Here is an 11,961-nt window from a genome sequence, read left to right on the forward strand (position 1 = left end):
GTTAGCCTTCCTGCTCAATACGGGTCAAGTTATCACGCAAAATATCACCAAATTCATATTTGCCTGGTGATACAAAGGTGCATAGCGCCAAGTCTTCTTCGTCCAGCTCCAACGCGCCCAAGTCCACTGCACTGATGATATCTTCGACAATCAGCGCGCGAAGTAGCTGAGTGGGTAGGTAGTCTTGTGGCATGACAGTTTCATACAGACCGATTGGCACCATCGCACGCGGCGAGCCATTGGTACTGGTGGTGAAGTCGTATTTTTTGCCTTTGAAAAATTGCGAGATATAAATCGGCAATTTTGAGAAGCGGTTTGCACCCAAAGTAAAAAAGTGCATCGCAGGGCGTTCACGACCTTCGGCCAATGCCGAAACTTGGTTGTGGAAACGACCCAAGAAAGCCACCGCGCCAGCAGCATTACGCCCTGATAGCACTGAGCCTGAGATGATGCGGTTATCATCGCCGTTTAGCTCACCTGCAGTCAGCTCTAGCAGATCAGCACCGCGATGTGTGCGTACCAAGCGAGGGTTGGCAACAGCAGGGCCGGCTAGGCTAATCAAACGCTCGGTGTGGATACGACCTGTGGTAAATAGTTTACCGATGGCGATGACATCTTGGTAATTAATCGTCCAAACGGTCGTGCCACGCCCGATCGGGTGCAAAAAGTGAATGTGCGTACCGGCATTACCTGCTGGATGCACCCCTGTAAAGCCGTGGTAGGAAGTTTCGTTGCCATCGGCTGCTTTGACCAAAGCATCTGGGGCGATATCACCGTGACAAACATAAGTTTTTGGTGATAATGTTGATAGAACTGCCAAGCCGTCATTGAAAGCTTGCACTTCTTCAAACAATACGGTCGCAGGATCAACAGCCAAAGGGTTGGTGTCAGTCGCAGTCACAAAAATTGCAGCAGGTGTGCTGTTGATTTCGGGTGTGCGGCTAAATGGGCGGCTGCGAAACGCGGTCCATTCACCTGAGGCCACCAATTGTTCTACGACAGTCGCTCGATCCAGAGCAGACAAGTCCTCGGGGCGATAGGCATTGAATGTGATTTCGTCGTTGGCTTGTGGATTGACAGCGATCACCAAGCTTTCAAAGACACGGCGTTCACCGCGATTGATTGCCACAACGGTACCGCTGGCAGGCGCGGTATAAAGTACGCCTGCGCGTTTCTTGTCTTCGTACAGTACCTGTCCTTTGGCAACTGTATCACCTACTTTGACATGCATGGTAGGACGCATGCCCACATAATCGTAGCCGACTAACGCCACCTTAGTGGGCGTGTGCTCGCTAATTTGCTTGGAGGGTTCGCCGGTGATGGGCAAATCCAAGCCTTTTTTGATGGTAATCATAAGCGGATACTTAAATTAAGACCAAAACATACCAGCCGTGACATAATGGGTAGCGGCTGGCCACCAAGTTACCTAAAAACATCCATAGCCTTGCAACCGATGGGTGGCGATGGCTGATTTTGTCTAAAGGATGGGTGTGATACACAGTTTACAAAATCAAAGCAAACAAGCTCAAATCTTGCCAATCAACAAATGTTCACACCATTAACCTAACAATTATACGCTAAAACAGCAAAAATTTACAGAGTTAAAGCATACTTCTATCGCAAAAAATCATGAAAATATTTGAAAAATCAATAGATGGGATGCGAAATTCACCGCCAAATCTGGATCGCTGGTCTGTAAATAATAATGCAGATTAGCCATTGCTCACAAAATCGCTGATTGACCACGAACTGATGGATGAAAATTTGATCAATAACTGTTACAATGTTCAGGATTTTAATGAAACAGTTAACAAGTAGTTGAACAATAAGGAATGAGTATGTCCATGCTGATTATCCCTGCCATTGACCTAAAAGATGGCAAATGCGTGCGCCTAAAACAAGGTCGCATGGAAGATGACACCGTCTTTGGTGATGACCCTGTTGCGATGGCGAGTCAATGGGTGGCTCAAGGTGCGCGCCGTCTGCATTTGGTGGATCTAAATGGTGCCTTTGATGGTGTACCTGTGCATAAAGATGTGGTAACAGCCATCGCCAAAGCGCATCCGAATTTGCCGATTCAGTTGGGCGGTGGTGTGCGTAGCCTATCGACCATTGAGCATTATCTGAATGCAGGGCTGACTTATATCATCATCGGCACCAAGGCGGTTGAAGCACCTGAGTTCGTCGAAGAGGCCTGCCGAGAGTTCGCAGGACACATCATCGTCGGTATCGATGCCAAAGATGGTATGGTAGCGACGCATGGCTGGGCGAATGTCACCGATGTCAAAGCGACCGAACTTGCCAAGCGATTTGCTGACGCTGGCGTATCAAGCATCGTCTATACCGACATCGCCAAAGATGGCATGATGCAGGGCGTGAATATCGAGCAGACGGTGGAGTTGGCTCGCTATAGCGGTCTGCCAGTGATTGCATCAGGTGGCGTGACCAATCTGGATGACATCGCGGCGCTTAAGCCATACAGCGAGCATCTACTTGGTGCCATCACAGGTCGTGCGATTTATGAAGGGACGCTGGATTTGGCGGCGGCGCAGGCACTGCTTGATGCCTAAATATAGTCAGCTGATGGCTGATGGATTGCAATACCCTGAATGTGATGTTCGGGGTATTTTTATGGGTATAAAATAACAAATTGACATCAAAGCTTGCTTGATGGGGTATCATCTTATATGATAACAATATCAATGGATGAATCTCACCTAAAGCAAGGAGTGATCATGAAAAAACGCTTTCTATTTACCGTAGTTTCTGCATTTCATGTCTTAGACCGATGAAATTGTCACCAAAATCAATTTATTTTAATCGTTTTGGTACACGATATGCATTAGGCGCACCCATTATGGACAATTCCATTTACCACGAAGTATCCTTTGTTTCGATTAGTCAGGGCAGCACCAAAGGTGAAGTCTATCAGTATCTCTCAGCTAGAGGGATCAACCAAGCTTATCGGGATAACATGAAGGTTACGGGCTTGGGTGTGATCAATACAGCTAATACTTATACTGCCAGTAATGTCGGACTGGGGAATTAACTGATGAAAAAATTTTTAACACTTACTCTAGCACTATTCACCATCGGCTGTGCAACCACGCAGCCAACCATTCAAGTAGGTCAATCAACAACAGAACCCACTCAAACACAGATTTTATATTATTGGGTGCATCCACAAAATCCTGTGCAAATGCTCGGTGTGGTATCAGGTGAGTTTTATTGGGAAAATGGTTGTATTTATCTATTGCAAAATGGCAAGAAATTCACCGCCCAATTCCCAGAGTTGTCCAAAGATAGCGTCGTGTGGAATGAGCAACGCCGCACTTTAGCACTTAAAAACGCCAATAATTTATCTGAAACTGTGGAATTTCAGATGGGTGATATGATTCATACCAATGGCTATTATTCTGCTTATACGGCAGAAAAAATTGCCAATACAGATGAACAGGATAGAAAATGTTTATCACCAGATGGTATGGCAAATATCGGCACACTTAGTATTGAAAAACTTTAAAATTTAAGCTTATCAAGGAATGATGATGAAACAACTCTTACCACTCGCTCTAGTATTATCCATCATCGGCTGCACAACCACGCAGCCGACCGTTTAAGCACCGCAACAAGTCAGCCAGCCTATCGCACAGACAGCCAAGCCAGTTAAAACGCATATTATGTATTATTGGGTAGATCCGATTACTCAAGGTCAGAGCATACCGTCAATATCTGGAGAGTTTTATTGGCAAGATGGCTGTCTGTACCTACTAAACCAACATGGCAAACTGGCTGCTGCATTCCCTGAATTTCCAAAAGATGCTATCCAGTGGAATGAGCAGGATAAAACTTTAACGATGACCAATAAAGACAGACCACCCAAGCAGTTTAGCTTTAAGATGGGTGATGTGATTTATACTAATGGATCTAATTTTCGCTATGAAGATATTCTTGTGGATCGATTTATGAATGATAAAACCCCTGAAGATATCAAATGTCTCACAACAGCAGTTGGCGTTGCCAATCTTGGCACAATCAGTATCGAAAAATATGATATGTCGGATAAATAGAGATATGACAACTTAAGAAATCATAAGAAATCATATTATTTCTTAAGTTTATTTTGATAATAACGCACAGTCAAGATGGCTTGGGTGAGCCCAAGTACAATCATCAGCACCCATGGTATGCTCAATGTCTGATTGCCTGTGGTGATGCTTTGACTGATTAGATAAGCGAAATAAACCGCCAAGCCAAAGGCATAAATCTTAAACTTGGTTTTGGGGAAATTCACCAAAAAAGCCAAAATCACCATCAGTACGATCACCGAACCAATCAATAGCCACAGACCACCCATGCCAAGCATGCTGACCAGCACACCGCCAAGCATATAGGCGGTGAGCCAGTCTGTGATACCCTCCAAGAATGGATAGCGTGCTTTGGGTTTGTTAGTCATTTCATATCCTTGTGATGATACGCTTAAGCTTTGGCTTTGCGGCGGCTTTTGGTTTTGCCTAAGTTGCCAGATTTACCTGCTTTGCCTGTTGATTTGGGTTTGTCGATGGCTTTGGCAACCCCATCACTGCCCAATTGGCTCAGCTGTTCGACCAGCTTAAAGTCAATTTGCAATAAATCCATATTCACACCTGCCACTTGGATCAGTAGGCTGTCACTCAGTCCGAATTTTGAGCCTTTATCGCCGATGAGCTTTTGTTCTCGCTCATCATAATCAAAGTACTCATTGCCCAGTCCCGAGATGTGAATCAAGCCTTCGATAAACAGCTCATTGAGGGTTACAAACAGCCCAAAGCTTGTCACCGTGGCGACAGTTGCGGTAAATTCATCACCGATATGACGCTGCATATAGTGGCATTTTAGCCAGGTTTCGACATCACGAGAGGCTTCTTCGGCACGGCGTTCGGTGAGACTGGTTTGCTCGCCAGCTTCATCGAGTGAGCCGTATAGTGCATCGGTGGGTTTTTGGGCAGTGACCTTGTCCTTGATGGCACGATGCAGCATCAAATCTGGATAGCGACGGATTGGGCTGGTGAAGTGGCTATATTCATCATACGCCAAACCAAAATGCCCAATATTATCAGGGCTATAATTCGCCTGCATCATCGAGCGAAGTAGCATACTGTGGATGCTCACTGCGTCAGGGCGATCGGCAGTGGCTTTGATGATACGCTGATAATCTTCATGCGTTGGCGACTCGCTTGGGAATGATAGGCCAAAGCTTTTGACATACTCGTGCAGGCGAGCGGATTTTTCGTCATTGGGCTTATCGTGGTTGCGATACAGCACAGGCAATTCGTGCTTGAGCGCAAAATTTGCTGCACAGGTATTGGCAAGAAGCATCATCTCTTCGATGAGCTTATGCGCATCACCACGAGTGCGAGCGACGATATCGACGATGTCGCCATCTTTGCCGAATTTGATATAAGTCTCAGCGGTCTCAAACGCCATCGCACCTCGCTCTTCGCGGCGGGCATCTAGGATTTGGTATAGCTGATGCAGGGTGTCAATGGATTTGAGTACATCGCCATTACGCACCAAGTCATCGGGCAGGGTTTCGTTGGTCGGATCATTAAAATAGGCATTGACTTGATTATAAGTCAAGCGTGCCTGTGAGTGCATCACCGCAGGGTAGAACTCATAGCCAGTCACCTTACCGCCACGAGAAACCTTGATATCAGCAACCATGCACAGACGGTCAACCTTTGGGTTCAATGAACACAAGCCGTTGGATAGGGCTTCTGGTAGCATCGGAATGACTCGATGTGGGAAATATACCGAAGTACCACGCTCATAAGCATCGATATCGAGTGCCGATCGTGGTGTGACATAATGGCTGACATCAGCAATGGCGACGACGACACGGAAGTTACCGCCAGCTCGCTTTTCGGCATAGACGGCATCGTCAAAGTCACGAGAATCTTCACCGTCGATGGTCACCAGTGGCAGATGACGCAAATCGACACGGCCAGCAAAGTCCTTGTCAGATGGCTCATCGAAGCTTGCCGCCTGTTTGAGCGTCTCTTTGCTAAATTCATGCGGAATGCCATAATTATACAGCGTGGTCTCGATGATTAATTCGCGATCATTCAGGTTGCTCAGTAGTTCGGTGATTTTGCCGGTGGCAAACTCTTGATAAGTCGGCAAATCGATGATAGCAACTTTGACATCATCACCGATACCAGCATTCATCGCCATCACATTGTCATCGCTGACGGTGATGGGCTGATGGGCGTTCGCACCAGATAACTGCACAAAAAAGCCTTCGCCGTCATAAGCAAGCTTGCCAATGAACTCCAGTTGATGACGGTGTGTCACTGTAGTGATGCGCGCTTCTGCCTTGCCACGGTATTCACTGGCGACCACTTCGACCGTATCACCATCAAAGACCAGTCGCATTTGTTTTTCGTGCAAAAACAAGTCAGGCATATCAGGCAGCACCACAAAGCCAAAGCCTTTTGGGTTGGCGGATACTGTGCCAGTCAAGATGGTCGGCAAGGGGGCGACACTAAAATGAATGCCATCGCTACGCTCAAGCTGAGAATCTCTGAGCATGGCCTTTAGGCGATTGGTCAGGGCAAAAAATTTATCTTCATCATCCAAGATACCAAAATGCATGGCAAGCGATTCTTGGGTGGCAGGATTGCCTTGGTTGGTGATGTCTGCCACTGTCTGCAAAATCAGCAGGCGTGACGGAATTGGGTTTTGGTATTTTGTTGCTTCGACCGCTGCATTTGGGTCATTCCATTTGGTTTTTTTTGTTTTGTTGGTCATAACTTACCTAAATTACTATCTTTCGTGTTTGTCAATATTGTATCATAAAGCAGTGTATCATAACGCAAGTAAAATGATAAAAACTGGGGAAATATGTTGATTGTTGAATATGATCAGTTGCAAGTGCAGTTAAAAACAGGTGTGCTAGAACAGGTGGCGATGCTTGAGCGTCTGTGCTTGGCTGATGATCACTGGGAAGTGGCGGCGATTGCGTCGATGCTTGAGCAATACGGTGCTGGGCTATTATTGGCGGTGGATGACTGTGAGAGTCTTTATGGCGGTGATATGCTGACCATCAAGGGTTATTGTCTGTATCAAATCGTCTTTGAGACTGCCGAAATCCATCGCATCGCCACCAATCCAAGCCATGCACGCCAAGGTGTGGCACAGGCACTGATCGTATCACTGATGGATAAGATGCGGGCAGTCCAAAGCGATCATCTATTGCTAGAAGTCCGCTCGGATAATCAGCCTGCGATTAGCTTGTATCAAAAAATGGGATTTGTGACCATTGATGTGCGAAAAGGCTACTACCAGCTGCCTACAGGTGCAGTGGATGCGATGATCATGCAGTGGCAATCATAAAGCACAACACCGAAAATGCTCACGGCATTCACGGTGCTGATGAATGGGAAATCAGTCGAAATATGCAGTGCTTATTGCTTATTTTTTCTTGGCAGGGCCAAGTAGCATACCCATTTGGCGACCTTCGACCTTCGGCGCTTGCTCAACGCTTGCAATCTCGGCAGTATCGGCGATGATGCGTTCAAGCTGTGCTTTGCCGATTTCTTGGTGAGCCATCTCACGACCGCGGAAACGGATGCTGACTTTCACCTTGTCTTTATCTTCGATAAACTCAACGATTTTGCGAAGTTTGACTTGATAGTCGGCTTCTTCGGTACCTGGGCGTAGTTTGATTTCACGCACTTGGGTTTGTTTTTGGTTCTTTTTGGCTTCTTTGGCTTTTTGTTTTTGTTCGTACAAATAGCGCTTATAATCCATCACTTTGCACACAGGTGGCTTGGCATCAGGCACGATTTCTACCAAGTCTAGGCCATCATCAGCGGCGGTTTTTAGTGCGGTTTGGATATCTACCACGCCAAGTTGTTCGCCATCTTCTTTGACTAGGCGGACTTCTTTGGCACGGATTTCTTCGTTAATATTTAAACGGTTTGACGGTTTAATGGGTCTTACTCCAATCTAATTGCTCTTTTGTCAATCGCTGATGCTCTCTTGGCAATCACTCATTGACCTGTCTGCCAATACTTTGGCATTAAAGTGTCTATTATTAACCATTTGCTAAATTTTTGTCAAATGGTTTTATGCACTTTTAAAAAAATTTGCCCAATATTTGGGGTATTGGGCAAATTTCATCAAGGCTTATTTTTCAGATTTTTCAGCAGTCTTTGCCACATATTTGCCTTTTTGGGCGACGGCGTCATTTAGTAGCGTGATAAAGGCATCCACTGGCATGCTGCCTAGGTTTGCACCTTCACGAGTACGCACATTGACTGTGCCTTCTTCGACTTCTTTATCGCCAAGTACCAGCATAAACGGAATGCGTTCTAGGGTGCGTTCACGAATCTTAAAGCCGATTTTTTCGTTACGCAAATCGCTCACCGCACGTAGGCCAGCGGCTTTTAGCTTGGCGACGACAGCATCACAGGCATCGGCTTGCTTGTCGGTGATGTTCATCACCACTGCTTGAGTTGGCGCAAGCCAAGGTGGCATCAGACCTGCGTATTCTTCGATCAAGATACCAATAAAGCGTTCAAACGAACCTAGAATCGCACGGTGCAGCATCACAGGACGCTCTTTGTCACCGTTTTCGTTGATAAAGTCAGCATCTAGGCGTTCTGGCAAGTTGAAATCTAGCTGTAGTGTGCCACATTGCCACATACGGCCTAGGCAGTCTTTTAGGCTAAATTCAATCTTCGGACCATAAAACGCACCTTCGCCTTCTTGTAGTTCCCAAGCAAGACCTGCGGTATCTAGTGCATCCGCCAAAGCTTTTTCGGCATCATCCCACAGATGATCAGCGCCGACACGCTTTTCTGGGCGGGTAGATAGCTTCATCACGATGTCGGTAAAACCAAAGTCCTTATAGACATCAAGGGTCAGCTGAATAAAGGCTTGAGCTTCGTCACGAATCTGAGCGTGCGTACAGAAAATATGCGCATCATCTTGGGTAAAGCCGCGTACACGCATGATGCCATGTAGCGCACCTGATGGCTCGTTGCGATGGCATGAACCAAATTCAGCCAAGCGTAGTGGCAAATCACGGTAAGACTTCAAGCCTTGGTTGAATACCTGCACATGGCAAGGGCAGTTCATTGGCTTGATGGCATAGTCGCGGTTTTCAGAACTGGTGGTAAACATATTTTCGGCATAGTTTTCCCAGTGGCCTGATTTTTCCCACAGGCTACGATCGACGATTTGTGGGGTTTTGATTTCAAGATAGCCATTGTCCTGCTGTACTTTACGCATATACTGCTCAAGCACTTGATAAATCGTCCAGCCATTTGGATGCCAAAAGACCATGCCAGGGGCTTGCTCTTGTAGATGGAACAAACCTAGTGCCTTACCAATCTTGCGATGGTCACGCTTTTCGGCTTCTTCGATACGCTGAATGTAGGCTTTGAGCTCTTTTTTGTCTGCCCAAGCCGTGCCATAAATACGCTGTAGCTGTTCGTTTTTGGCATCGCCACGCCAGTAAGCACCGCTCATTTTGGTCAGTTGGAATGCTTTTAGAAAGCGAGTATTTGGCACGTGTGGGCCACGGCACATATCGATGTATTCTTGGTGATAATACAGACCCATCGCTGTCTCATCAGGCATATCATCGATTAGGCGTAGTTTATAATCTTCGCCACGAGATTTGAAGATTTCGATGACTTCATCTCGTGGAGTCATTTTTTTGATGACATCATAGTCTTGGTCGATGAGCTGTTTCATACGCTCTTCGATGGCTTTCATGTCTTCGGGGGTGAATGGGCGTGGGCTGTAGATGTCATAATAAAAGCCGTCTTCGATGACAGGGCCGATGACCATTTTGACATCAGGGTATAGCTGTTTGACCGCATGACCAAGCAAGTGAGCACATGAGTGGCGGATAATCTCAACGCCTTCGGCATCTTTGGCGGTGATGATTGATACGCTGGCATCAGCGGTAATCGGGTCGCAAGCATCCACCAATTTGCCATCGACACGACCTGCGATGGTGGCTTTGGCAAGTCCTGGACCGATATCTTGGGCGATTTGCATAACGGTGGTTTGGCCGTCAAATTGACGAACACTGCCATCTGGTAAGGTGATTGCAACCATAATAACTCCTAGTGTTGGCGTTGGTAGTGATGTTTGCTACTTTCAAACATATAACCGCTACCGATTGGGAAAAAGAAAATAATCCGACCATTTTAGCAAATTTTGCTACAATAAGCAAAAATCACCAAGCTGGGATTTGTTGCGTTATTTGCTTCATGTGGTGTGGCAGGATATCGCATCGCATCAAGATGGGTTTAGAAAATCCGCCGAATATGAGCAATGGCAAGCATTGCTGCATCATTTTTATGAGCCATTTCCGGCGGTTGAGTATTTTGAGATTGTGACACGTCAATAAGCCATAAGCAAGATAATTGCCATGTGATGTGATATTATGATGCCATGTAAAGCACAAAATAAATGCTAAAATAAGCGAAATTTTTGAATAATAAGAGTAATTTATGAAACATTTTGCGTCAGATAATTATGCCGGCGTCCATCCAACGATCATGCAAGCGCTCATCGAGGCCAATGTAGGTCATGAATCTGCTTATGGCGGCGATCGATACACTGAGGCGCTTGATGCGGTGATCCGCCGTGAATTTGGCGAAGCAGCGCGCGGCTTTGGCGTATTTAATGGCACTGGCGCAAATGTCTTGGGGCTACAAAGCCTGATGCCGCGCTATGGTTCGGTGATTTGTGCTTATACTGGACACATCAACCAAGATGAGAGCAATGCACCACAAGCGGTTGGCGGCTTTAAGCTTTGGACAATCGCAAGCAGTGATGGTAAATTGACGCCAGAGCTTGTTGCGCCAGTTGCCCAAGGTTTTGGTAATGAACATCGCGCTCAGCCATTGGTGCTTTATATCAGTCAGGTCACCGAATGCGGTACTTGCTACACGCTCGATGAGCTGCGCGCGTTGGCAGAGTTTTGCCATCAGCGTGGTATGAAGCTGTTTGTTGATGGTGCAAGATTATCAAATGCAGCAGCGTATCTAAATGTCAGCTTTAAGCAGATGATCACTGATACGGGTGTTGATATGGTTTCGTTTGGTGGCACCAAAAACGGCCTGATGTACGGCGAGTATCTGATTGATGTCAAAGGTGAGTTGGGTGATGAATTGAAATTTTTACGCAAAATGAGCATGCAAACGGCATCAAAAATGCGTTTCATATCAGCACAATTATTGGCATTATTTAAAAATGAGCTGTATCGCACGCTGGCAAATCATAGCAATCAAATGGCAAAGTATCTGGCAGAGTCATTACTGACGCTGCCTGATACCAAGCTGATGCACCCTGTGGAGTCAAACGGTGTGTTCATCACAATGCCTGATCAAATCATCGAAAAAGCACGAAATCACAGTCAATTTTATGATTGGCACGAAGGTGCGGTACGCTTGATGTGTAGCTTTGATACCACCAAAGAAGATATTGATGCTTTGATGGCAGTCATCAGATCATAAAAAAGCGCAAACAGATCGTGGATTGGGTTAAAGTTAAACCCAAACAAAATCAACAACCTACAAACTTTCTCTCAATCCCACGAAAAAACCCCTTTACAACCCATCATCCACGCTCTATAATACGCACCACTTGAGCAGCACAGCATATCAAAAACTGCTGATAAATCAAGAACTTAGCAAATAAACTTCGCTAAATATTTCTTGAGAATTTCAAATTTGAAAAAATAAATTTTCAAAACTTTGAAAAAAATGCTTGACAAGTGAAAATAACGGCGTATAATATGCCACTCAAGTTAATAAGCAGACGATGCCTTAACTTAAACTATTTAAAATCAAAACTAAAGAACAACTTGTGTGGATTTTTGCGAATACAAGATAATCTTAAAAAAATTATCATTTATATTCAGCAAGAATACTCAAAGTTAATTCATTTACACGATGA

At 45.7% G+C, this 11,961-nt stretch carries 12 protein-coding genes; 7 read left to right on the top strand and 5 right to left on the bottom strand.

What is annotated here, in order from left to right; translation table 11 throughout:
* Window position 1: 1 nt before the first annotated feature.
* Complete coding sequence (locus AZ602_RS07275; protein WP_103034369.1) at window positions 2-1,354, bottom strand: Na(+)-translocating NADH-quinone reductase subunit A; 1,353 nt, start codon at window positions 1,352-1,354, stop codon at window positions 2-4.
* A 490-nt stretch (window positions 1,355-1,844) separates the two neighbouring features.
* Here AZ602_RS07275 and hisA point away from each other — a divergent pair, with 490 nt between their 5' ends.
* From hisA to AZ602_RS07295, 4 genes are all read left to right on the top strand, one after another.
* Window positions 1,845-2,570 (top strand): 1-(5-phosphoribosyl)-5-[(5-phosphoribosylamino)methylideneamino]imidazole-4-carboxamide isomerase, encoded by a 726-nt coding sequence (gene hisA / locus AZ602_RS07280; RefSeq protein WP_103034382.1) that lies wholly within the window; start codon window positions 1,845-1,847, stop codon window positions 2,568-2,570.
* Window positions 2,571-2,857: 287 nt separating this feature from the next.
* A complete protein-coding gene (locus AZ602_RS07285) occupies window positions 2,858-3,049 on the top strand; it encodes a hypothetical protein (RefSeq protein WP_103034370.1) in 192 nt (63 codons plus the stop codon).
* A 3-nt stretch (window positions 3,050-3,052) separates the two neighbouring features.
* Window positions 3,053-3,523 (top strand): hypothetical protein, encoded by a 471-nt coding sequence (locus AZ602_RS07290; RefSeq protein WP_103034371.1) that lies wholly within the window; start codon window positions 3,053-3,055, stop codon window positions 3,521-3,523.
* Window positions 3,524-3,680: 157 nt separating this feature from the next.
* A complete protein-coding gene (locus AZ602_RS07295; protein WP_103034372.1) occupies window positions 3,681-4,070 on the top strand; it encodes a hypothetical protein in 390 nt (129 codons plus the stop codon).
* Between the two features lie 35 nt (window positions 4,071-4,105).
* On the opposite strand, the gene AZ602_RS07300 is transcribed toward AZ602_RS07295, so the two are convergent.
* Both AZ602_RS07300 and rnr read right to left on the bottom strand, forming a co-directional pair.
* Window positions 4,106-4,456, bottom strand: a complete 351-nt coding sequence (locus AZ602_RS07300; protein ID WP_103034373.1) for a hypothetical protein — start codon at window positions 4,454-4,456, stop codon at window positions 4,106-4,108.
* A 23-nt stretch (window positions 4,457-4,479) separates the two neighbouring features.
* Window positions 4,480-6,789, bottom strand: a complete 2,310-nt coding sequence (gene rnr / locus AZ602_RS07305) for a ribonuclease R (RefSeq protein ID WP_103034374.1) — start codon at window positions 6,787-6,789, stop codon at window positions 4,480-4,482.
* A 93-nt stretch (window positions 6,790-6,882) separates the two neighbouring features.
* Here rnr and rimI point away from each other — a divergent pair, with 93 nt between their 5' ends.
* Complete coding sequence (rimI, locus tag AZ602_RS07310) at window positions 6,883-7,374, top strand: ribosomal protein S18-alanine N-acetyltransferase (RefSeq protein ID WP_103034375.1); 492 nt, start codon at window positions 6,883-6,885, stop codon at window positions 7,372-7,374.
* Between the two features lie 78 nt (window positions 7,375-7,452).
* Here rimI and infC read toward each other — a convergent pair whose 3' ends face one another.
* Both infC and thrS read right to left on the bottom strand, forming a co-directional pair.
* Window positions 7,453-7,950 carry a translation initiation factor IF-3 gene (gene infC, locus AZ602_RS07315; RefSeq protein ID WP_199174105.1) on the bottom strand — a complete coding sequence of 166 codons (498 nt, stop codon included), beginning with the start codon at window positions 7,948-7,950 and terminating at the stop codon, window positions 7,453-7,455.
* A gap of 219 nt (window positions 7,951-8,169) precedes the next feature.
* Complete coding sequence (gene thrS / locus AZ602_RS07320; protein ID WP_103034376.1) at window positions 8,170-10,113, bottom strand: threonine--tRNA ligase; 1,944 nt, start codon at window positions 10,111-10,113, stop codon at window positions 8,170-8,172.
* A gap of 139 nt (window positions 10,114-10,252) precedes the next feature.
* Between thrS and AZ602_RS10050 the strand changes: the two genes are divergently transcribed.
* On the top strand, window positions 10,253-10,408 hold the full coding sequence (locus AZ602_RS10050) for a hypothetical protein (protein ID WP_158245121.1): 156 nt from the start codon (window positions 10,253-10,255) through the stop codon (window positions 10,406-10,408).
* Window positions 10,409-10,511: 103 nt separating this feature from the next.
* On the top strand, window positions 10,512-11,519 hold the full coding sequence (locus AZ602_RS07325) for a low specificity L-threonine aldolase (protein ID WP_103034377.1): 1,008 nt from the start codon (window positions 10,512-10,514) through the stop codon (window positions 11,517-11,519).
* Window positions 11,520-11,961: the final 442 nt, after the last annotated feature.

The sequence above is a fragment of the Moraxella sp. RCAD0137 genome, assembly GCF_002894025.1.
In the GTDB taxonomy this organism is placed as follows: domain Bacteria; phylum Pseudomonadota; class Gammaproteobacteria; order Pseudomonadales; family Moraxellaceae; genus Moraxella; species Moraxella porci.

Bases quoted from the DNA above. Each gene is read 5' to 3' on its own strand.
- thrS (WP_103034376.1), bottom strand. From the start codon at position 10,113: ATGGTTGCAATCACCTTACCAGATGGCAGTGTTCGTCAATTTGACGGC.
- rimI (WP_103034375.1), top strand. From the start codon at position 6,883: ATGTTGATTGTTGAATATGATCAGTTGCAAGTGCAGTTAAAAACAGGT.
- AZ602_RS07300 (WP_103034373.1), bottom strand. From the start codon at position 4,456: ATGACTAACAAACCCAAAGCACGCTATCCATTCTTGGAGGGTATCACA.
- AZ602_RS07295 (WP_103034372.1), top strand. From the start codon at position 3,681: ATGTATTATTGGGTAGATCCGATTACTCAAGGTCAGAGCATACCGTCA.
- AZ602_RS07275 (WP_103034369.1), bottom strand. From the start codon at position 1,354: ATGATTACCATCAAAAAAGGCTTGGATTTGCCCATCACCGGCGAACCC.
- hisA (WP_103034382.1), top strand. From the start codon at position 1,845: ATGCTGATTATCCCTGCCATTGACCTAAAAGATGGCAAATGCGTGCGC.
- AZ602_RS07285 (WP_103034370.1), top strand. From the start codon at position 2,858: ATGGACAATTCCATTTACCACGAAGTATCCTTTGTTTCGATTAGTCAG.
- AZ602_RS07290 (WP_103034371.1), top strand. From the start codon at position 3,053: ATGAAAAAATTTTTAACACTTACTCTAGCACTATTCACCATCGGCTGT.
- rnr (WP_103034374.1), bottom strand. From the start codon at position 6,789: ATGACCAACAAAACAAAAAAAACCAAATGGAATGACCCAAATGCAGCG.
- AZ602_RS07325 (WP_103034377.1), top strand. From the start codon at position 10,512: ATGAAACATTTTGCGTCAGATAATTATGCCGGCGTCCATCCAACGATC.